We start from the raw sequence: 19,981 nt of genomic DNA, 5'->3' as shown, positions 1-19,981 counted from the left end.
ATTAGCCGCGCTCCAGTTGCGGATCAGCGTGCCCCATCAGGCCCGGTTGATCGCGGGAAAACAGGCTGAGGTAGGCATCACCCAGGAAATTCACCGCATGATCGCGGGACGGCGCATCGCTTTGGGGCAGCGTCGTGAGGTAGGCCTGCAGGTCCACGGCATCCTCGGGGTTCATGCGCGCATAGGCGGGGAGCGGGAAGGCGGCTCCAAGGTAGGTCTCGCCCTCGGGCGACACGCCGCGCAGCACGGCGTTGAGGAAATCCGCCCGCGACCAGTTGCCGATGCCCGCCGTGGGATGGGCCGTGATGTTGGGCGCGTAAAGCGTGCCGACGCGACCAATGAGGAAGTCCATGCCCCCCGCCAGGATGCGGTCATCGCCGTCGATGGCGTGACACGATCCGCAGCCTGCCGCGTTGAACACCAACTCACCGTTCGCGATATCGGGCGTTTAGTCGGAAAGGGTGCCGTCCGGGAACAAGTCCTGCGCTGGCGCGGGCGATGCAATCGCCATTGAAACGGAAAACAACAACGCGGTGCGAATGGCGGCAGGATTGCACATGGCTAACTCCCGTAAGGGTTTTTGCAACTCAATTTGCGTTTTATCGAAACTCAAAACGCTCGAAATGAATGCGGCGTGGGGATTTCCCGGCCGCTTTGAATTGGGCTTGCAGGGCTTTGCGAAGCGGCGCGGGACCGCAAAACCACATCTCTGTTGTGGAAATGTCGAACGGTAATGGCTTCAACACGGCATCCCCGGTCAAACGAGAGGCCGTGTTGCTGGCATGAAGGTGATAGGTGAAGCCGGGCACGCGGGCGCTGACCGCGCGCAGTCGATCCTCTCCCACGGCAGCCGCTTTCGTGGGCACGGCGTGGATCAAGGTGCTTTGCCCGTCGAGATCGGGCTCAAGGGCCTCTGCCGCTGCCAGAAACGGCGTGATCCCGATGCCGCCCGCGATCCACACTTGCGGCTTGCGTCGGTCTTGGGGCCGAAACGTGCCATAGCCGCCCTGAGGGCGCAGCTTGCCGCCGGGCGCAAGCGTCTTGCGCAGGCGGCAGGTAAAATCGCCCAAGGGCCGGATAGAGAATTCCACGCTCCCCCCCTCGCCCGTGCCCGAGACAGTGTAGGGATGCGGTTCGCGCAGGCCGGATTTTCTGGCCGACACAAACGCGAATTGACCGGGCCGCAAGCGCAGCCCGCGACCATTGGGTGTGGCCAGCACACAGGTGGCACCGGGCAATTGCTCAAATTTCCGAGACGGTGAAGCCACGTGCCCGCACCGGATCTTGCACCCAGGTCCAGATCAGCGCCAGCACCCCGACGACCGCCATCGCGATCAACCATTGAGAGATCAGGTCCGCAGGACCAAAGGGCGCTTTCACGAACAACTGGTGGACGGATAAAGCGCCAGCTCCGCCACCTCCACGGCAGTTTAGCTGAGCGAACCGGGCGGCAAGACGCCCTCGACTTGGTCAAACCCGATCTGCGTGTGGGCCACGATCAGGCCCAGAACCAACGCGCCGGACCATTTGTGCACCTCGTAAACGCGGTCCAGCCCGCCCATCCACTGTTCCAGCCCGCGCGGTCGCGTGGCCAGCACGATATTGGCCGTCATAAGAGAGAACCCGATGGTTCCCGCCAGCAACGCCGACAGGTTGGATGCCGTCTCGTGGCCCGCAGACGCAAACGTCAAAGCACTGGGAACAACAATGAATATGGCCAGATACACCAGCCCGATACGCGAAATCAAAAAACGTCCCTAGTTCGATTTTACGTCCCGAGATTGCGGCACGCGAAAGTGAAATCGAGCCAAGAAGGAAGGAGTCCCCACTTTCTCATCACGGTAGCGTGTGCGAAAAACCCCAGCGGATCAAGGATTTCGTTCGGGCGCGGGCCTTTGGGTCGACGTTTTTGGGACGCCACGTCAGCTAATTGAAGACCAGGTCGCACTTCCACGCTCAAGTGGCTTAAAATGCCAGTTGCGCAATACCTCCAACTCAAGCAACCCGAAAGGCGGTGGCGTAATACCCCCGCGCTCAAGTAGCCCAAAGGGCGGTAGCGCAATAAAAAGCCAAATGGCGGACCCAGTAGGATTCGAACCTACGACCTTCGCCTTCGGAGGGCGACACTCTATCCAGCTGAGCTATGGATCCGTTGTGGGCCGTATATCGGCCCATGAACGCTGCCGCAATCTTAAATCCGCCCATGCGGCTGTGGCTTGAAACGCAAAGGCGACGCTGGCTCGGGTTCGCCTATGCCGCGCGGGCGGTGACCTCTTGCAAGGCGCGCTCGACAAGCTCGGGCCCTGCCCCATCGCGATGCGCGCCTTCCGACAAGATGCGCTTCCATCCCCGCGCGCCGGGACGCCCCGCGAATAGGCCTAGGATATGCCGCGTGATCTGGTTGAGGCGCCCCCCGTCCTGCAGGTGCGCCTCGATGTAGGGCAACATCTCCAGGGCCACCTGCTCGGCCGTACGGGCGCGGCGATCGCGGCCGAAGATGCGCCGATCAGCCTGCAACAGTACGTCGGCAGGCGTATGATAGGCCGCGCGCCCGATCATCACCCCGTCGAGGCCCGCTTTCAGGTGGGCGTCGGCCTCATCCAGCGTAGCGATGCCTCCGTTGAGCGAGATATGAAGCTGCGGGAAGGCGCGTTTCATGGCGTGCACCAGATCGTAATCCAGCGGCGGCACGTCCCGGTTCTGCTTCGGACTCAATCCCTGAAGCCAGGCCTTGCGCGCATGGATCGTGACACGCGTCACCCCTGCCCCGACCATCGCCTCCAGAAACCGGGGCAGCGCTTCATGGGGGTCCTGATCATCGACGCCGATCCGACATTTCACGGTGACGTCCACATCGCTTTCGCCCTGCATTGCCCGCACGCAATCAGCCACGAGATCCGGCTGGCGCATCAACACGGCCCCAAAGCAGCCCGATTGCACCCGGTCCGAGGGGCAACCTACATTCAGATTGACCTCATCATAGCCATAGTCGCGCAGGACACGCACGGCGCGCGCCAACTCTGCCGGGTCCGCGCCGCCAAGCTGCAAGGCAACCGGATGCTCCGCCGGGTTGAAGGCAAGCAGGCGATCTCGGTCGCCATTGAGTACTGCGGCGGAAGTGACCATTTCGGTATAGAGCAAGGCGTCGCGCGACATCAGACGGTGGAAGAACCGACAGTGGCGGTCGGTCCAATCCATCATCGGTGCGACAGATAATCTAGCGTGTTGATTTATTTGCATTTTTACTGCATCTTCAAACTGTTACTGGGCCAAGTTCCTACGCAGAATTACGCCCCGATATCTCGCGATTTGCCCCTTTTCGACGACTCATTGCACACTCAGCGCACACGAAAATGGCCTCCATCACCAAACTCCCCTCCGGTGCCTACCGGGTCCAGATCAGACGAAAGGGTGACTCACGCGAGCGAGACGTTCCTCCGCCGCGACGACGCCCATCGTTGGGCCCGCCAGGCGGAGACCCGGGTCGAACAGGGGCTGGCACCGAACAAGTCGTCCGTCTCGCGTCTCGCAACCGTTGGCGATCTGATCGATCTCCACATAGTGGATATGTGCGAGGTAGGCAAACCGCCGCGTTGAATGGCGCGATCTGGATGTCGCACGACGGATGCTCCTCATCCACGACCGCAAGGACCCGCGCAACAAGACCGAAAATGACCAGCGCATTCGGCTGTTTGATGCCACGGGTTTCGATGCTTGGGAATTGGTGACCTGCTCCCCTGAAAAGTCCTCGATTTGAGGTTAGCCTGTTCCCAACTGAGGAGACAGACGATGAAGAGAAGCCGTTTTAGCGAAGAACAGATCATTCACTGCGCGGCAGACGGTTTGCAAAGCAAATCTGCCGAGAGTGGGCATTTTGAAAGAGCACCAAGCTGGGGTGGCTGCGAAGGAGCTATGCCGCAAGCACGGCATCAGCGATGCGACCTTTTATAAGTGGCGATCCAAGTGTGGCGGGGCGGATGCAAGCGCGCAGTGGGCACAAGGAAGCCGATGGCAATCCCGCAGGGGCCGCACCAGAGGTGGTCGCTCGACTTCATGTCGGACGCGCTCGAAGACGGGCGTCGGTTCCGGGTGCTGAACGTGATCGATGACTTCAGCCGGGAATGCCTGGCCGCTGTGGTGGATACACCCATTGGCGGTGCTCGTGTCGCCCGAGAACTGGATCGTATCGCTGAGCTGCGGGGCTATCCCTGCATGGTGGTCAGCGACAATTGAACCAAGCTGACCAGCAATGCGATGCTGAAATGACAACAGGATCGTAAGGTCGGCTGGCACTATATCGCGCCGGGCAAGCCGCTGCGGCATGGTTTGGTCGAAAGCTTCAATGGAGGATATGCGAGGAGTCCCTCAACAAGCACCTGTTCCCGTCGTTGCGCCATGCCTGTCGCATGATTGCGGCATGGCGCGACGACTACAATCATCACCGCCCGCATTCGCGCCTCGACGGGCTCACGCCACGGGAGTATCACCAACGGTCAGGAGAGGACAAAACCCTGAACAAAACCAACTCATAAACGCGGAGTCAGAGGGGGAGCAGGTCAATCCCGTGGACCTGAATAACAGGCTTGGCCAGATCGATGCCGACTGTTGCAACTTGCATTGGGTCGCTCCTTTCCTGGCACTGATAGACAAACTGCGGTATGGCGAATTGCGACGCCGGGGGATCAGGAGCTATCCACCCCATCCGCTTTGGGGAAGCCGCACCGCAGCCTGTGCGGTTGTTCCGGACGACGGCTAGGGGCCGTCCCTGAAGACGGCCCGCCTGGTCAGATTTCAATGGCTTCAGCGGTCGCAAGAGCATCAACAAGTTCCACCCCAAGATACCGAACAGTACTGTCTATCTTGGTCTGACCAAGCAGGAGCGGAACTGCTCGAAGGTTGCCGGCTCTCTTGTAGATCTGCGTGACCTTCGGTCGCCGCATGGAATGTGTTCCAAAGGCTGCGACCTCAAGGCCGATCGACGTAACCCAGTCACGCACAATCCGTGCATATTGGCGGGTCGAGATGTGCAGCCGTTCGTGAAACCGGCCTGGCCAAAGACATTCTGATCCGACCATTAGAGGGTCTTCCATCCACTTTGCGACTTACGCACGCGAGCCTTCTGATATCTCGAACCACACTGGCTCTTGTATCTTGCTTTGTAAAACCGAGGGCCGTTCTTTGATCTCGCCAGACGCCATTACGTCGACGACCTGCATACGAACCAGATCGCAATCGCGTAGATTGCTATCGATGGCCATATTGAAGAGGGCGAGGTCGCGATGGTTTTCGGCCAGCTCCAGACGAACTCGGATAGCCCAGGCATGTTTTGGTTTCAGGGGCCGTTTCTGTCCAACGATGCGCCCTTTGTTCCAAGCGGGTCGAAGTGCGCGAATGGCAGGTAAGTATGGTGTTTCAAAGACATATCCTCCGATCCGCCTTTCCCTCCCAAGGCGACAACCCGACGTTGACGAGGCAATGTATCACAACATGCTGCGCCGCATCCGATTTCAGCTTCGAGCCCATTCTGTCCCTCCACAAACAAATGGTCCAATTCACCTTACAATCTCGATTCGGATCAGTTGCGTGACGCCACAGACCGGTCATATTCGCTGAGCGTCTTCATCAGCATCAGCCCCTCAGGCGCGGAATGCCGATCGCAGAACTCCTGCCAGACAGCACCAAAGGGCAAGTCCTTAACCTCTTCGGTTACTATCAGGCGTTGGGTGTAGTCCAAACTGGACTCCGCCGATTGCAACTGCGCCTTGGGCATCAACAATCCACGCAGTAGCGCCTTTTGCATATTGCGCGTGCCGATCACCCAGGCCGCTGTCCGGCTTATTGTGGCGTCAAAGAAATCCAGGCCGATGCGCGTTCGATCCAGGAGGTCTGAAAAAATCAGTTCCTGCGCCATCGCGAGGATATCGTCGTTGAGCAGGATCACATGGTCGCTGTCCCAGCGCATGGGCCGGGAAACGTGGAGCAGGATTTCGTCCAACGACAACGCCACCGAGCTTAGCTTGTCGGCCACGTTTTCCGTCGGGTGGAAATGCCCCATGTCCAAACACAGCAGCGTCTTGTTGCGGATCGCATAGCCCAAGTAGAACTCGTGACTTCCTACGGTGCAGGCCTCTACGCCAATGCCGAACAGCTTGGATTCCACCGCGTCCAGCATGTGCTCTTGCGGCGAAGCCAGCATGGCGTCCAAAGACGCCTCCAACCGCGCCCGCGCGGCCATGCGGTCCACCGGGATGTCCTTGAAACCGTCCGGCACCCAGATGTTGTTGACGCACGCGCTTCCCAACTCCGTCCCCATCTTCGCGGCAATGTCGCGCGACCGCTTGCCATGTTCGATCCAGAACTCCCGGATGCCAGCGTCGGGATGAGACAAAGTCAGATTGTCGTCGGCCTTGGCGTGGGCGAAGAACGTCGGATTGAAATCGAGGCCCAGACCCTGTTCGCGCGCCCAATCGACCCAGGGCGCGAAATGGTCGTATTCAATCTCGTCCCGGTCGGGCGTGGCGTCGGTGTCTAGATACATCGCATGCAGATTGAGCCGATGAGAGCCCGGGATTTGTGCATAGGAGAACTCCAGATCGGCGCGAAGCTCATCCGGGGTGCGGGCACGGCCCGGGTGATTTCCGGTCGTCTGAATTCCGCCACCAGACGCGCCAGTCCTGGCTTCGAACCCCACCACGTCGTCACCTTGCCAACAGTGCATTGAGATCGGGATGCGCGCCAAACGCTCCATCGCGGCTTCCGCATCAACGCCCCAATCGGCGAAGATCGCGCGGGCCGTGTCGTAATTTTGCTTGGTCATGGTCCCGCTCCCTAGCGCGTGAAGGCCTGGACGTTGCCAGCATCAACATTGATAATGTTGCCCGTCGACTTTGCGGACAGATCAGAGGCGAAGAAATACGCGGCTTCCGCGATGTCCTCTGGCAACACCGAACGCTTCAGCATGGAGCGTTCCCGGTACATCTCCTCAAGCCCGGCCTTGTCTGTCCCATAGGTTGAGGCGCGCTGATCAAGCCAATCTCCCTGCCAGATCTTGGATCCTTGCAGCACGGCATCAGGGTTGACGACGTTGACACGGATGCCCGCTTCCGCCCCTTCCAGCGCCAAACACCGAGCCAAGTGCAGCTCACTGGCCTTCGCCGTACAATAGGCGGAAGCATTGGGGCTGGCGGCGAGGCCGTTCTTGGAGCCCACGAACACGATGGACCCGCCCATGCCCTGCACCCGAAGCATCTTGAACGCCTCACGGCTAACGAGGAAATATCCAGTGCTGAGGATGTCCATGTTCTTTTGCCAAAGCGCCAGCGATGTCTCTTCCACCGGAGCGGATGAAGCAATGCCCGCGTTCGATACCAGGATGTCGATGCCGCCATATTCCACTGCGGCCGAGGCGAACGCCTCTGCCACGGCGGTCTCGCTGGTGACATTCATTGTGACACTTCGGACGACGTCGTTGGAAAAACTCTTGCTCAAAGCTTCTGTGGTGGCGGACAGCGCGTCCTCGTCGATATCGGCGAGAACCACGCAGGCCCCCTCCGCCAGGTAACGCGCAGCGGTGGCCGAGCCGATACCCCCTGCCCCGCCGGTGACCAAAGCCACGCGTCCGGCAAGCGCTTTGGGCTTCGGCAGTCGCTGCAACTTGGCCTCTTCCAGAAGCCAATATTCGATGTCGAAGGCCTCCTGCTCCGGCAATCCGCAATAGGTGCTGACGGCGCTGGCGCCGCGCATGACGTTGATCGCGTTGACGTAGAACTCGCCCGAGATGCGCGCAGTGGCCTTGTCTTTGGCGAAGGTGATCATGCCGACGCCGGGGATCAGGTAGACCACAGCGTTCGGGTCGCGCAGCGGCGGGCTGTCGTCATGTTTGCAGCGCTCATAATAGGCTGCGTAATCGTGACGATAGGCCGCGACTTGTGCAGGCAAGCCTTCCAAAACCGCGTCCACATCCGGTTTCGCAGGGTCGAAGCTGACCACGAGGGGGCGAATTTTCGTGCGCAAGAAATGGTCGGGGCAGGATGTGCCCAGAGCCGCCAACGGCTCCATGTCCCTAGCGTTCACGAATTCCAGCACCGTATCGCTGTCGTCGAAGTGTCCCACCATGTGCTGTTGGCTAGAAACCATTCCACGGATCGCGGGCATCAAGCGGGCGGCGACCGCGTGTCTTTCGTCAGCTGGCAAGGAGGCGTTGACCGCGCCACCAAAGGCAGGCAAGCCAACCGTCTTTGCGGCGAACCAGTCCATCGCCTTCTGGATGACGTCGACAGTCAGGGTGTAGCAGGCCTCTGCGTCGTCATCCCAAGTGAACAGCCCGTGGCTTTCCAGAACGACACCTTTTGCATCGGGGTTCTTGAGGCAGAAATCCTCCAGCCACAGGCCCAATTCATAGCCCGGCTTCTTCCATGGCAACCATCCGATATCGTTACCGAAAATCTCAGCCGTAAGGGCCTTGCTGTCCGCCGCTGCGGCGATCGCGATGATGGCATCGGGGTGCATGTGGTCGACGTGTTTACGCGGGACATAGGCGTGCAAAGGCGTGTCGATGGAGGCGGCGCGGGCGTTCAGATTGAAGGTGCAATGGGGCAGCAGGCCAACCATCTCATCCTCGAATTCGACGCCACGGTAGACACCCTTCAGGGCCCGCAGCTTTTCCATATAGAGCGTGGCAAATCCGTCTATCTTGATGGAGCCCACGTCGCCCCCCGATCCTTTGACCCAAAGCACTTCGGTCAACTCACCAGACAGGGGGTCAGTTTCCATCACCTTTGCGGACGTGTTCCCGCCCCCGTAGTTGGTAATCCGCTTGTCCGATCCCAAAAGATTCGAGCGGTAAAGCAGCTTTTCCGACTCGGACATCGTGGCCGCCTTTGACCCATCCCAAAGATTGGATAAACGCGCTTTTTCAGTGGTTTCCAGCATGAAGCCTCCCCTTTGAGCACTCCTGTGCCCACCAAGTGAATTGCCTTGAGGGTGCGGCGCGGGCGACCACAAGTCAATCACAAATGATCATTTTCAGTCATCATATGGCATGAAATGATGTTATTTGACATTTAATGATTGACAGGTGCCGGGATGCCAGACCACGATTGCTTGAGTTTGGGAGGATTCGATGCACGAAAAAGAACGCCACAACGTCATCCTGTCTGCGGTGCAAGAGCGCCCCGTTGTAACGGTTGCCGACTTCTGCGCGCTCACCGGCGCGTCTGAGGCGACGGTGCGTCGTGACATCAACACCCTTCACACCAAAAATCGTCTGCGCCGTGTTCGCGGAGGTGCTGAAGCGCTGGCCCCGCCGAGCTTTGTTGGCCTTGCCGGCCGCACCTTTGCGGTTAATGAGACCATGCGTGGGCCGGAAAAGCAGGCCATCGCGCGCGCCGCAGTGGATCTGTGCAGTGACGGTGATGCGATCATCATCAATGGCGGCACGACGACGTTTCAAATGGTCCACCCGCTGGCGACGCGCCGGATGCAGGTGTTCACCAACAGCTTTCCCATCGCCGAACATCTGCTGAAGAATTCCAAGAACACAATCATGCTTTCGGGCGGTGTGATTTACCGCGAGCAGAACATCATCCTGTCGCCGTTCGATAATGACGTGACGCGCAATTTTGCGGCGACCCGTATGTTTATGGGTGCGCAAGGCCTCGGGCCCCTTGGACTGATGGAGGCTGATCCGCTTTTGATCCAGGCCGAGCAGAAACTCATCGGTCAGGCCGATGAATTGGTCGTGCTGGTCGACAGCTCAAAATTCGAACAGCGCTCCAGCCTCGTTCTTTGCCCGCTCAACCGGATCGACGTGGTGATCACGGACGACGGCATATCCGACCGCGCGGTAGCGATGCTGGAGGCGGCGGAAATCAAACTGATCGTGACGCAAACAGGCGCCGCGGCGGAAACAGGATCGGGCTGACGCCCGCATCCAGCAAGACGAACTCAATGGGAGGAAATGACATGAGTATCACACGTAGAATCTTTGGTGGCACCGCTTTGGCTGCCATGATGATGGCCGGCGGCGCAGCCTATGCGGATGCGCATGAGCCGATCCGGATCGCGCTGGTGGTCAAGGCGCTTGGCATCGGCTTCTTCGAGGCCGCAAACGATGGTGCGATGGAAGCCGCAGAAGAACTCGGCAACGTCGAGATCATCTATACAGGCCCCACGTCCACCACGGCCGAGGGTCAGATTGAAGTCATCAATTCGCTGATCGCTCAAGGTGTCGATGCAATCGTCATCTCCGCCAATGACCCTGACGCGGTCGTCCCGGTGCTTCAACGTGCGATGCAGCGCGGCATCACGGTGCTGTCGTTCGACTCTGGTGTCGCGGAGGAAGGCCGGATGCTGCACCTCGCACCGTCCTCGGACGCCCTGATCGGGCGGACGATCATTCAACTTGCCGCTGATCACCTGCCCGACGGCGGGCAAGTGGCCCTTCTATCTGCTACGGCAACCTCCACGAACCAGAATACCTGGATCGCCGAGATGAACGCCGTCATGGGCGACTATCCTGGCATCGAGGTGGTTGCGACGGTCTATGGCGATGACCTCGCCGACCGCTCCTACCGCGAAGCCGTGGGCCTCATGCAGACCTACCCCGATCTCGACGCGATCATTGCGCCGACCTCCGTGGGCATCGTGGCCGCGGCCCAGGCCGTGGTGGACCAGGACATGGTTGGCCAGGTGAATGTCACGGGTCTTGGCCTGCCGTCCGAGATGGCCGGCGCCATCGAGAGCGGCGCATCGCAAAGCTTTGCGATTTGGAACCCGATCGATCTTGGCTACGCGGCGACGATGCTGGCCTATGAATTGTCGGTCAACGAAGTCGTGGCAGAGCCCGGCGCGGTTGTCCCGATGGGCCGAATGGGTGAGTTGGAGTTGGACGACACCACCACCGGTGCCATGGCCAACCCGTTCACCTACGATGCCTCTAACATCGAGCAGTTCCGCGAGATCTTCTGATCTTCGCCCCATGCATGGCCCGGCGCGCGACCACGTGCGCCGGGTTTCCCAAACCTCACGGATGTTCCGATGCTCCAACCAGCCCTCAGCACAACAGAGGCGCAGGACACACCCGTCCTCCGTCTTGCCGGGATCACCAAGACCTTCCCCGGTGTGAAGGCCCTCAATGAGGTGTCGTTGGAGCTCTACCCCGGGCAAGTGACGGCGCTGATCGGCGAAAACGGCGCGGGAAAGTCGACAATCGTGAAGGTGCTCACTGGGATCTATCGTGCCGATGCTGGAACAATTTCCATCGATGACTTTCCGGTCCACTTCACGTCCGCCGAAGATGCGACCGCCGCGGGAATTACCGCAATTCATCAAGAAACGGTCTTGTTTGACGAACTTTCTGTGGCCGAAAACATCTTTATCGGCCACGCCCCCCGGGGACGGTTCGGGCTGATCGATACCGGCGCAATGAATGCGCGCGCCCAGGAAATTCTGGACCGCATCGACGCGCCGTTGACCGCTACTACCCCCCTCAAGGATCTGGGCATTGCCAACAAACACCTCGTGGCCATCGCCCGAGCGCTGTCGGTCGACGCGCGCGTGGTCATCATGGATGAACCGACTGCGGCATTGTCGCAGAAGGAAATCGAGGAGCTTTACGAATTGGTTAATCGCCTCAAGGCCGAGGGCCGGGCGATCCTTTTTATCTCTCACAAGTTCGATGAGGTTTTTCGCATCGCTGACCGTTTCGCCGTCTTTCGCGACGGAGAGCATGTGGGTGCGGGCCTGATGGCCGATGTGAACGAAGGGGATCTGGTGCAACTCATGGTCGGCCGCGCCGTGGACCAGATTTTTCCGGCGCGCCAGCCCAATACCGGCAAGCAGGTCCTGCGCGTCGAAGGCTATGCCCATCCCACAGAATTCGACGACATCTCGCTTACGCTCAACGCCGGTGAAATCCTGGGCTTCTACGGCCTTGTCGGCGCGGGGCGGTCCGAGCTGATGCAAGCGATTTTCGGCATCACCAAACCCTCCGCCGGGATGCTGCATATTGGCGGCGAGGCTCGCACCATCCGGTCGCCCGCCGACGCCATTTCCAATGGCATCGTCTACGTGCCCGAGGATCGCGGAAAACAGGGTGCGGTTTTGGGCCTGCCGATTTTCCAGAATGTGACGTTGCCGTCGTTGTCACAAACCTCTCGACACGGGTTCCTGAACTTGGCCAATGAATTTGCCCTGGCCCGTCGTTATACCGAGCGGCTGGAGCTACGCGCCGCTTCCCTTGATCAAGACGTGGGCAATCTGTCCGGCGGCAATCAGCAAAAAGTGGTCATCGCCAAATGGTTGGCGACAAAGCCGCGCGTCATCATACTTGATGAGCCGACAAAGGGCATCGACATCGGATCCAAGGCTGCCGTGCATGCGTTCATGGCGGAACTGGCGGCAGAGGGGCTGGCGGTCATTATGGTCAGCTCGGAGATCCCAGAAATTCTCGGCATGTCTGACCGTGTTATCGTTATGCGCGAAGGGCTGATCGCGGCGGAACTCGGCCGCGATGGGTTGAGCCCAGAAATCCTTGTCCGCCACGCCGCAGGCATAGGAGCCGCAGCATGATCCGCATCCTCAAATCCCGCGAGGCTTTGTTGGTGGGCGTCATCCTTGCCCTCACCGCATTGATCGCAAGCAGATTCCCCGCATTCATCGACCCGGCCAATCTGGTGAACGTCTTCACAGATACGTCGCCGCTGATCATCCTGGCCGTGGGCCAGGCCATCGTGATCCTGACGCGTTGCATCGATCTTTCTGTTGCCGCGAACCTGGCGCTCACGGGGATGGTCTGCGCGATGCTCAACGTCGCCTACCCCGGTCTTCCGATCCCTGCAATCATTGCCGTGGCCCTGATCCTCGGTGCGCTGCTGGGAGCGATCAACGGTATCCTCGTGTGGAAACTGACCATCCCGCCCATCGTGGTGACGCTTGGTACCCTCACGATCTATCGCGGCATCATCTTCGTGATTTCCGACGGCGCATGGGTCAATGCCCACGAGATGTCGCCCGCTTTCACGGGCTTCCCTCGCGCAGAAATTCTTGGCCTGCCAGTCCTCGCCTGGATCGCTATCCTTACCGCTGCCGTCTTCTTCGTTGTTATCTCCCGCACACCTCTTGGTCGCGCGTTCTATGCCGTTGGCGGCAACCCCCATGCGGCCGTCTATGCGGGCATCAATGTGGGGCGCACGCAGTTCAACGCCTTCGTTCTCTCGGGCATGCTAGCGGGCTTGACCGGGTATCTGTGGGTCGCGCGCTACTCAGTCGCCTATGTCGACATCGCCAAGGGGTTCGAATTGGAGGTGGTGGCCGCCTGCGTGATCGGTGGCATCGCCATTGCGGGCGGTGCGGGGACCCTGATGGGGGCCATTCTGGGCGCAATTTTTCTTGGAATTATCAAGAACGCCCTGCCCGTGGTCGGCATCTCGCCCTTCTGGCAGCTGGCAATTTCGGGCGCTGCCATCGTGATCGCCGTGGCGTTCAACGCCCGAGCTGGCCGCACGAAGGGCCGCATCATCTTGAAACGAGCCGAAGTGGAGGCACAGGCATGAGTGACGTCGGTTTCAATCAAACCAGCCGCGATTTGCCTGACCGGTTGCAAAGCCCCGTCGTGCGAGCCTTCAAGTCGTGGGAAACACTACTGTTGGCCGTCGCCATTGCGATTTTCATCACCAACTCGTTTCTTTCGCCTTACTTCCTCAACGCTTGGAACCTAAGCGACGCGACCTTCAACTTCACCGAGAAAGCCATGATCGCCTTCGCCATGGCGCTCCTGATCGTGGCTGGCGAGATCGACCTTTCGGTTGCCTCAATCATTGCGCTGGCCTCTACCGCCATGGGATTTGCGTTGCAATTCGACGTGGGCGTCGTGGGACTGGTCTTGATCGGACTTGGGACAGGCTTGATATGCGGCGGGTTCAATGGCTTTCTGGTGACAGGCCTTGGGTTGCCGTCCATCGTCGTGACCATCGGCACGATGAGCCTGTTTCGTGGTATCTCGTACATCATCCTGGGCGACCAAGGCTTTCGCGGCTACCCATCAGAGTTCAGCTATTTCGGGCAAGGCTACGTCTGGTGGGTTATCTCGTTTGAATTCGTCCTCTTCGCTGTCCTCGCCTTGCTTTACTACGTCCTACTGCACCGCACCAACTTTGGCCGCGCGGTCTACGCCATCGGCAACAATCCCACGGGCGCGTTGTTTTCGGGCATCCGCGTGGCGCGGGTAAAGTTCATCCTATTCCTGCTGACAGGGCTGATGTCTGGCGTCGCGGCGATCTGCCTGACCGCGCGGCTTGGCTCGACCCGACCCACAATCGCGCTGGGGTGGGAATTGGAGATCGTCACCATGGTGGTCCTTGGCGGCATCAACATTCTAGGCGGATCGGGCTCCATCCCCGGCGTCGTCATCGCGGCCTTTGTAATGGGACTGGTGACTTTTGGCCTTGGACTTCTGAACGTTCCCGGCATCGTCATGTCGATCTTCATCGGCTGCCTGTTGATCGGCGTGATCGCACTGCCTCGCCTCTGGTCGATTTGGAGGGCGTGATGGAAAAATTCGCCTTCAAGATGCAGTTGAACCCCGAATGCCTGGACGAGTATCGAAATCGCCATGAAAAGATATGGCCCGAGCTTGTGGACCTGCTGAAAAAGGCCGGCGTCAGCGATTACTCGATCCATCTGGACGAAGAGACCGGCGTGCTGTTCGGCGTCCTATGGCGCACCGATGATCACACAATGGACGCCCTGCCGGATCATCCGGTGATGCAACGTTGGTGGGCACATATGGCCGATATCATGGCAACGCATCCCAATAATGAACCCGTCGCCAAGCCCCTCACCCCTGTCTTCCACATGCCATGAGCCATATCGCCGTTATCGATATTGGAAAGTCCAACGCCAAGCTGGCGCTGGTGGACCGTGTCACTTTTGATGAAGTTGCCGTCGTCACGCGCCCCAACATCGTTTCGCCCGGCCCACCGTGGCCGCATTTTGATCTTGAAGGGCATTGGGCGTTCCTGCTCGATAGCCTGCGCGACTTCCATGCCAGCCACGGGATCGATGCAATTTCCATCACCGCCCATGGCGCGTCTTGCGTTCTTCTGGATGCCAATGGCAATCTGGCCGCGCCAATGCTGGATTATGAACATCCCGGCCCCGATGACCTGACCGAGGCCTATGACCTTCTGCGTTCGCCTTTTGCCGAGACAGGATCTGCCCGGCTGGCAGGCGGCCTGAACATCGGCGCGCAACTTCATTGGATGTTTGATCAAGACCCCGGCCTTCGCGAAAAGACCGCGCAGATCCTGACTTATCCACAGTTCTGGGCCTACCGATTGACCGGAGTTGCCACAACCGAGCGGACGTCGCTTGGCTGCCATACAGACCTTTGGAACCCCAGCCACAACAGCTTTTCGCCGCTGGTGGCTGCTCTGGGGATCGCGGGAAAGATGGCGCCAGTGCGGATGGCGTCTGATGTATTGGGAACGATCCTGCCGGACGTGGCGCGGCAAACGGGCTTGCCGATCACCACACCGGTGACCTGCGGCATTCACGATTCCAACGCCTCGCTGCTGCCCCACCTGATGACACGCAAAACTCCGTTCTCTGTCGTTTCTACCGGAACTTGGGTCATTGCGATGACCATCGGCGGGCGGGAACCACAACTTGATGAGGACCGAGATACACTGGTGAATGTAAACGCCCACGGAGACCCAACCCCGTCGGCGAGGTTCATGGGAGGACGCGAGTTCGAGACTGTCATAGATGGCACATTCTGCGCGCCAACGCCGGCAGATCGGAAATCTGTCCTGGATCAACCGGTGATGCTCCTGCCTTCAAGCGCGCCTTTGACGGGGCCGTTCAAGGGACGCACGGCCAAATGGCGACCATATGAGCCGCCCCATGGATCAGGCCAGCGAAGCCTAGCCACATCCTACTACCTCGCAATGGTGACCGCCGAATGCTTGAAGCTGACGGGTCACATAGGTGACATCATCGTCGAAGGACCCTTCGCAACCAATCGGGACTATTTGGATATGCTGGCTGTCGCGACCCGTTGCCCGGTTCTGGCAACAAATAACGCGACCGGAACGAGTCAGGGCGCCGCTCGATTGGTTGCAGGAACGTCGCAGGAACCCCCTCAATACAGTGAACACCAACCCTTTGAAACGGACGCATTGCTAAGCGTTTACGCGCAAAGTTGGACCAAAGCGATCAATGACCATGACGGCATGGCGATCAATCAATCCAATCGGTAAGTCTCCAACTTGAGTCGGAAGGCTGTTTCGTGCGCAAGGCCAACGCAATTTCAGCGCCTTCACGACGAGCCAAAATCATCCGGCTGACGGCAATATGCTACGTCCGGCCCCTGTTCTGTGAATGCGCTACGTCGAAGACTTACGCCCCGAGCGATGCATCAAGCATCCATAAAGCAACTCGACCGTGGCGGTTTCAATCAGGTCCAATGTCCGCCGCCGGGAAAAGCGTCTGAATGCCCTTTTGGTGAATGTCTGCTTGAGAAAAAGGAAACCGCAGCAGATCTTCAATGGGCATTTGTCGATTTTGTGCCGTAGGTGACGTCAATGCGTACGGTGCTGGCAAGGGTTGGCTGAAGTTGCTCCGGGCGATGACCGGACAGATCACGCTTCTGCTGGTGGAACGACCCGTTGATAGAGATGCCATGTGGTGTGTCCAAGGATCGGCAGGGTGAAGATCAGGCCGAGAAACGCGGGAACCATCGACAACAGCATGGTGACCGAGATGATCGCCGCCCAAGTGAGCATGACCACCGGGTTTTCCGTGACGACACGAATAGACGTGAGCATGGCGGAAACAATATCGGTTTCCCGGTCGAGCAGCATAGGCATGGCGACAACAGTCACCGAGAACAGGACAGCCGACAGCAATGCGCCGACGCAGGTACCAATCGCAAGGAAGGTCCAGCCCTGTGGTGTAAACAATACGGCGTTCAAGAACCCGCCAAGATCCGAGAAGGATGCATTCTGCAAGGTGACCGCCAGCCAAAGCCGAACCTGATACATCCACACCCAGAAAATGAACAGGGTGACAAAAGCCATCCAGCCCATTTCGCGCTTACGTTGTTTTGCAATGACGGCGAAGATTTCAGACCAGCCGAAACTCTCTCTCTTCTGCAACCGGCGGGACATTTCATAGAGCCCGGCGGCGGCGAATGGCGTGACAAGTGGAAATCCCACAATGGCGGGGATGATCATCCAGATCTTGCCGAGCCAGACTAGGCTCCAAACAATCAGAATTCCGAAAACCGCATAGATCAGGCCGAAGAAGCCGCTCATGAAGGGACGCGCCAGAAAGTCGGCATACCCGGCCCTTAACGACGCGGTAATATCACGCGCGCTCACCTTATTGACCTTGGGCTTGGCCTGCTGCTTGGCCGCCAGATTGTCGTGTGGTGTGGACCCTGCGATCTTAGGTGTCACGACACACTCCTCCCAAAGCATGGCACCGTGTCAGACCGTTTGCCAAATGGCCCAACGGTCAAACGGGCTTTCCCCTTCCGCACATGATGCTGCATCAGGTGAGGCTTAAGAGCAAGGGCGCGGGAATGACAGCTAAGCCCGCATGGCAGACCTTGCCAAGACGCCTGGCGCCCAAGCCAAACACCTTGATACGCCGGAACTTTCTCTTGTCAGAACCTGATCCGGGACCGACGAGCCTCGGATGCTACCGCATCCTGCCCCAAGCCGCTCCTGATCATCGCGCGCTTCAATTCAACGGAATCCGCACAGCCGCCAGACGACCGACACAGCGCGCCAGAAGGCTATTTTGTGTTTCACACAGTGCACACGAATTGGAGCAGTCCCCCCCAAGAACAACGACAGGTGAAGGGCGATGATTGGGCGGGTTTCTAGTCTGGCCACCTCCTCTATCCCTCGACCCAGCCGAGTAAAGGCTTTCGGAAAGGTAACAAAAATGCTCACGCTGGCGTGCATATGGCGTGGGAAGAAGCCGCTAACCCATTGGTGATGACCGAGGATGAGAAAGCGAAGGACTGGTCCGAGCTTGGAACCCGTAAATTCCACGGCTCCAAGCCTTCACAATCCGCGCCGATGAATCATTGGAATTTGGGCTTCAGGGGCAGCCGGTTGAGCAACCAAAGTGGTTCGAAGCAATGGTACCGTCTGACTTGGACAGGTCATGTGTGGGAACTTCGGTTGCTCCATCTCTCAGAATTTTTGAATTGACCCTTAGGAATATTTATTGAACATGGGGAAAATTTCACGGAGACCGCACCATGGGCTACAAATCTGACATTGAAATCGCTCGTGAGGCGCGCAAGCGGCCGATCCAGGAGGTTGGCGCGAAGATCGGTATCGAGAGTGCGGATCTGCTTCCCTACGGCCACGATAAGGCCAAGGTTAGCCAATCGTTCATCAATTCCGTGCAGGATCGCGACAACGGCCACCTGATTCTGGTGACCGCGATCAATCCGACGCCCGCTGGAGAGGGCAAGACAACGACCACGGTGGGTCTGGGCGACGGCCTGAACCGCATCGGCAAGAACGCGATGGTGTGTATTCGCGAGGCGTCCCTTGGGCCGAACTTCGGGATGAAGGGTGGCGCTGCGGGCGGCGGCTACGCGCAGGTTGTCCCGATGGAGGATATGAACCTCCACTTCACCGGGGATTTCCACGCGATCACCTCGGCCCACTCGTTGCTGTCGGCGATGATCGACAACCACATCTATTGGGGCAATGAGCTGGAAATCGACACCCGCCGCGTCGTCTGGCGCCGCGTGGTGGACATGAACGACCGTGCGCTGCGGCAGATCACGACGTCCCTTGGCGGCGTGGCCAACGGTTTCCCGCGGGAGGCCGGCTTTGACATCACCGTCGCATCGGAGGTGATGGCGATCCTGTGCCTGGCCAAGGACCTCAAGGACCTGCAGGAAAAACTGGGGGCGATGATCGTGGCCTACCGCCGCGACCGCAGCCCGGTTTATGCGCGCGACATCAAGGCCGACGGCGCGATGACGGTGCTGTTGAAGGATGCGATGCAGCCCAACCTGGTGCAGACGTTGGAGAACAACCCGGCCTTCGTGCACGGTGGCCCCTTCGCCAACATCGCCCACGGCTGCAACTCGGTCATTGCGACGTCCACGGCGTTGAAACTGTGTGACTACGTGGTGACGGAAGCGGGCTTTGGCGCGGACCTTGGGGCTGAAAAGTTCATGAATATCAAGTGCCGCAAGGCGGGCCTGGCGCCCTCTGTGGTGGTCGTGGTGGCCACCGTGCGCGCGATGAAGATGAACGGCGGCGTCGCGAAAGCGGACCTGGGCGCGGAGAACGTGGAGGCGGTCAACAGCGGCTGCGCTAACCTTGGGCGCCACATCGAGAACGTCAAATCCTTTGGCGTGCCGGTGGTCGTGGCGATCAACCACTTCGTCACCGACACCGACGCCGAAGTGCAGGCGGTGAAGGATTACGTCGCCTCCCAAGGGGCCGAGGCGGTGCTGTCGCGGCACTGGGAACTGGGCGGCGAGGGCTCGGCGCCGCTGGCCGAAAAGGTCGTCGAAGTGATCGAAAAGGGCGAGGCGGATTTCCACACGCTCTACCCCGACGACATGCCCCTGGCCGAGAAGATCCAGGCCGTCTGCAAAGGCATCTACCGCGCCGATGAGGCGGTGATGGACAAGAAAACCCTCGATCAGTTGAAGCTGTGGGAGGATCAGGGCTATGGCAACCTGCCCGTCTGCATGGCGAAAACCCAGTACTCCTTCACCACCGACCCGAACGAGCGGGGCGCGCCGACGGGCTTCACCATCCCCGTCCGCGAAGTGCGCCTGAGCGCGGGCGCCGGCTTCATCGTCGCGGTCTGCGGCGAGATCATGACCATGCCGGGCCTGCCCCGCAAACCCTCGGCCGAGGCCATCCACCTCAACAACGCGGGCGAGATCGAGGGGCTGTTCTGAACGGACAGCACCTGAACGACAGGGAATACA

Annotated in this window: 19 protein-coding genes, 1 tRNA gene and 2 pseudogenes; 12 read left to right on the top strand and 10 right to left on the bottom strand. The window is 59.5% G+C overall.

Going from position 1 to position 19,981, the window contains the following annotated elements; genetic code table 11:
- Window position 1: 1 nt before the first annotated feature.
- From KUL25_RS04520 to dusA, 6 genes are all read right to left on the bottom strand, one after another.
- Window positions 2–439, bottom strand: coding sequence for a c-type cytochrome (locus tag KUL25_RS04520; protein WP_345791018.1), 438 nt, complete (start codon window positions 437–439; stop codon window positions 2–4).
- A gap of 160 nt (window positions 440–599) precedes the next feature.
- Window positions 600–1,238: a ferredoxin reductase domain-containing protein gene (locus KUL25_RS04515; protein ID WP_257891848.1), complete on the bottom strand. Its 639-nt coding sequence runs from the start codon at window positions 1,236–1,238 to the stop codon at window positions 600–602.
- A 4-nt stretch (window positions 1,239–1,242) separates the two neighbouring features.
- Window positions 1,243–1,380 (bottom strand): hypothetical protein, encoded by a 138-nt coding sequence (locus tag KUL25_RS04510; RefSeq protein WP_257891847.1) that lies wholly within the window; start codon window positions 1,378–1,380, stop codon window positions 1,243–1,245.
- A gap of 50 nt (window positions 1,381–1,430) precedes the next feature.
- The gene (locus KUL25_RS04505) at window positions 1,431–1,691 is read right to left on the bottom strand and encodes a ferric reductase-like transmembrane domain-containing protein (protein ID WP_257891846.1); all 261 of its coding nucleotides are present in this window, start codon (window positions 1,689–1,691) and stop codon (window positions 1,431–1,433) included.
- Between the two features lie 383 nt (window positions 1,692–2,074).
- Window positions 2,075–2,151: transfer RNA gene (locus tag KUL25_RS04500), tRNA-Arg, on the bottom strand.
- Between the two features lie 99 nt (window positions 2,152–2,250).
- A complete protein-coding gene (gene dusA, locus KUL25_RS04495; RefSeq protein ID WP_257891845.1) occupies window positions 2,251–3,240 on the bottom strand; it encodes a tRNA dihydrouridine(20/20a) synthase DusA in 990 nt (329 codons plus the stop codon).
- Window positions 3,241–3,625: 385 nt separating this feature from the next.
- Between dusA and KUL25_RS04490 the strand changes: the two genes are divergently transcribed.
- From KUL25_RS04490 to KUL25_RS21885, 4 genes and pseudogenes are all read left to right on the top strand, one after another.
- A complete protein-coding gene (locus KUL25_RS04490; protein WP_257891844.1) occupies window positions 3,626–3,757 on the top strand; it encodes a hypothetical protein in 132 nt (43 codons plus the stop codon).
- A gap of 108 nt (window positions 3,758–3,865) precedes the next feature.
- Window positions 3,866–4,096: a transposase gene (locus KUL25_RS21895; RefSeq protein WP_427854391.1), complete on the top strand. Its 231-nt coding sequence runs from the start codon at window positions 3,866–3,868 to the stop codon at window positions 4,094–4,096.
- Window positions 4,009–4,233: a DDE-type integrase/transposase/recombinase gene (locus KUL25_RS21890; protein ID WP_427854477.1), complete on the top strand. Its 225-nt coding sequence runs from the start codon at window positions 4,009–4,011 to the stop codon at window positions 4,231–4,233. Before KUL25_RS21895 ends, KUL25_RS21890 begins: the two co-directional genes overlap by 88 nt.
- A 93-nt stretch (window positions 4,234–4,326) precedes the next feature.
- A pseudogene (locus tag KUL25_RS21885) lies at window positions 4,327–4,532 on the top strand (integrase core domain-containing protein).
- 252 nt (window positions 4,533–4,784) lie between these two features.
- On the opposite strand, the pseudogene KUL25_RS04480 reads toward KUL25_RS21885, so the two are convergent.
- The 3 genes and pseudogenes from KUL25_RS04480 to KUL25_RS04470 form a co-directional block, all read right to left on the bottom strand.
- Window positions 4,785–5,432, bottom strand: a pseudogene (locus tag KUL25_RS04480) (tyrosine-type recombinase/integrase).
- A 143-nt stretch (window positions 5,433–5,575) separates the two neighbouring features.
- The gene (locus tag KUL25_RS04475) at window positions 5,576–6,817 is read right to left on the bottom strand and encodes an L-rhamnose isomerase (RefSeq protein WP_257891843.1); all 1,242 of its coding nucleotides are present in this window, start codon (window positions 6,815–6,817) and stop codon (window positions 5,576–5,578) included.
- A gap of 11 nt (window positions 6,818–6,828) precedes the next feature.
- Window positions 6,829–8,931, bottom strand: a complete 2,103-nt coding sequence (locus tag KUL25_RS04470) for a bifunctional rhamnulose-1-phosphate aldolase/short-chain dehydrogenase (RefSeq protein ID WP_257891842.1) — start codon at window positions 8,929–8,931, stop codon at window positions 6,829–6,831.
- Between the two features lie 190 nt (window positions 8,932–9,121).
- On the opposite strand from KUL25_RS04470, the gene KUL25_RS04465 reads away from it, so the two are divergent.
- The 7 genes from KUL25_RS04465 (at window position 9,122) to KUL25_RS04435 (ending at window position 16,259) form a co-directional block, all read left to right on the top strand.
- Entirely contained in the window at window positions 9,122–9,922 is an 801-nt protein-coding gene (locus KUL25_RS04465) for a DeoR/GlpR family DNA-binding transcription regulator (protein ID WP_257891841.1), read from the top strand.
- Between the two features lie 41 nt (window positions 9,923–9,963).
- Window positions 9,964–10,968 carry a rhamnose ABC transporter substrate-binding protein gene (gene rhaS, locus KUL25_RS04460; protein ID WP_257891840.1) on the top strand — a complete coding sequence of 335 codons (1,005 nt, stop codon included), beginning with the start codon at window positions 9,964–9,966 and terminating at the stop codon, window positions 10,966–10,968.
- Window positions 10,969–11,037: 69 nt separating this feature from the next.
- Window positions 11,038–12,570 carry a sugar ABC transporter ATP-binding protein gene (locus tag KUL25_RS04455; RefSeq protein WP_257891839.1) on the top strand — a complete coding sequence of 511 codons (1,533 nt, stop codon included), beginning with the start codon at window positions 11,038–11,040 and terminating at the stop codon, window positions 12,568–12,570.
- Window positions 12,567–13,553: an ABC transporter permease gene (locus tag KUL25_RS04450; RefSeq protein ID WP_257891838.1), complete on the top strand. Its 987-nt coding sequence runs from the start codon at window positions 12,567–12,569 to the stop codon at window positions 13,551–13,553. Before KUL25_RS04455 ends, KUL25_RS04450 begins: the two co-directional genes overlap by 4 nt.
- The gene (locus KUL25_RS04445; RefSeq protein ID WP_257891837.1) at window positions 13,550–14,548 is read left to right on the top strand and encodes an ABC transporter permease; all 999 of its coding nucleotides are present in this window, start codon (window positions 13,550–13,552) and stop codon (window positions 14,546–14,548) included. The genes KUL25_RS04450 and KUL25_RS04445 overlap by 4 nt, the downstream gene beginning before the upstream one ends.
- Window positions 14,548–14,862 (top strand): L-rhamnose mutarotase, encoded by a 315-nt coding sequence (rhaM, locus tag KUL25_RS04440; RefSeq protein ID WP_257891836.1) that lies wholly within the window; start codon window positions 14,548–14,550, stop codon window positions 14,860–14,862. The genes KUL25_RS04445 and rhaM overlap by 1 nt, the downstream gene beginning before the upstream one ends.
- Entirely contained in the window at window positions 14,859–16,259 is a 1,401-nt protein-coding gene (locus tag KUL25_RS04435) for an FGGY-family carbohydrate kinase (protein ID WP_257891835.1), read from the top strand. Before rhaM ends, KUL25_RS04435 begins: the two co-directional genes overlap by 4 nt.
- A gap of 381 nt (window positions 16,260–16,640) precedes the next feature.
- On the opposite strand, the gene KUL25_RS04430 is transcribed toward KUL25_RS04435, so the two are convergent.
- Window positions 16,641–17,459: a DUF2189 domain-containing protein gene (locus KUL25_RS04430; protein WP_257891834.1), complete on the bottom strand. Its 819-nt coding sequence runs from the start codon at window positions 17,457–17,459 to the stop codon at window positions 16,641–16,643.
- An 815-nt stretch (window positions 17,460–18,274) separates the two neighbouring features.
- On the opposite strand from KUL25_RS04430, the gene KUL25_RS04425 reads away from it, so the two are divergent.
- Window positions 18,275–19,951 (top strand): formate--tetrahydrofolate ligase, encoded by a 1,677-nt coding sequence (locus tag KUL25_RS04425; RefSeq protein WP_257891833.1) that lies wholly within the window; start codon window positions 18,275–18,277, stop codon window positions 19,949–19,951.
- The last annotated feature ends 30 nt before the right edge of the window (window positions 19,952–19,981 follow it).

It is taken from the genome of Gymnodinialimonas phycosphaerae (assembly GCF_019195455.1).
Lineage (GTDB): Bacteria > Pseudomonadota > Alphaproteobacteria > Rhodobacterales > Rhodobacteraceae > Gymnodinialimonas > Gymnodinialimonas phycosphaerae.
Note: the sequence above shows the minus strand (reverse complement) of the source record. Positions and strands in the feature narration are given on the sequence as shown.

Excerpts from the sequence above, each read along its gene's own strand:
- dusA (WP_257891845.1), bottom strand. The coding sequence starts at position 3,240 with ATGCAAATAAATCAACACGCTAGATTATCTGTCGCACCGATGATGGAT.
- KUL25_RS04490 (WP_257891844.1), top strand. The coding sequence starts at position 3,626 with ATGCTCCTCATCCACGACCGCAAGGACCCGCGCAACAAGACCGAAAAT.
- KUL25_RS21890 (WP_427854477.1), top strand. The coding sequence starts at position 4,009 with ATGGCAATCCCGCAGGGGCCGCACCAGAGGTGGTCGCTCGACTTCATG.
- KUL25_RS04475 (WP_257891843.1), bottom strand. The coding sequence starts at position 6,817 with ATGACCAAGCAAAATTACGACACGGCCCGCGCGATCTTCGCCGATTGG.
- KUL25_RS04470 (WP_257891842.1), bottom strand. The coding sequence starts at position 8,931 with ATGCTGGAAACCACTGAAAAAGCGCGTTTATCCAATCTTTGGGATGGG.
- KUL25_RS04465 (WP_257891841.1), top strand. The coding sequence starts at position 9,122 with ATGCACGAAAAAGAACGCCACAACGTCATCCTGTCTGCGGTGCAAGAG.
- rhaS (WP_257891840.1), top strand. The coding sequence starts at position 9,964 with ATGAGTATCACACGTAGAATCTTTGGTGGCACCGCTTTGGCTGCCATG.
- KUL25_RS04455 (WP_257891839.1), top strand. The coding sequence starts at position 11,038 with ATGCTCCAACCAGCCCTCAGCACAACAGAGGCGCAGGACACACCCGTC.
- KUL25_RS04450 (WP_257891838.1), top strand. The coding sequence starts at position 12,567 with ATGATCCGCATCCTCAAATCCCGCGAGGCTTTGTTGGTGGGCGTCATC.
- KUL25_RS04445 (WP_257891837.1), top strand. The coding sequence starts at position 13,550 with ATGAGTGACGTCGGTTTCAATCAAACCAGCCGCGATTTGCCTGACCGG.
- rhaM (WP_257891836.1), top strand. The coding sequence starts at position 14,548 with ATGGAAAAATTCGCCTTCAAGATGCAGTTGAACCCCGAATGCCTGGAC.
- KUL25_RS04435 (WP_257891835.1), top strand. The coding sequence starts at position 14,859 with ATGAGCCATATCGCCGTTATCGATATTGGAAAGTCCAACGCCAAGCTG.
- KUL25_RS04425 (WP_257891833.1), top strand. The coding sequence starts at position 18,275 with ATGGGCTACAAATCTGACATTGAAATCGCTCGTGAGGCGCGCAAGCGG.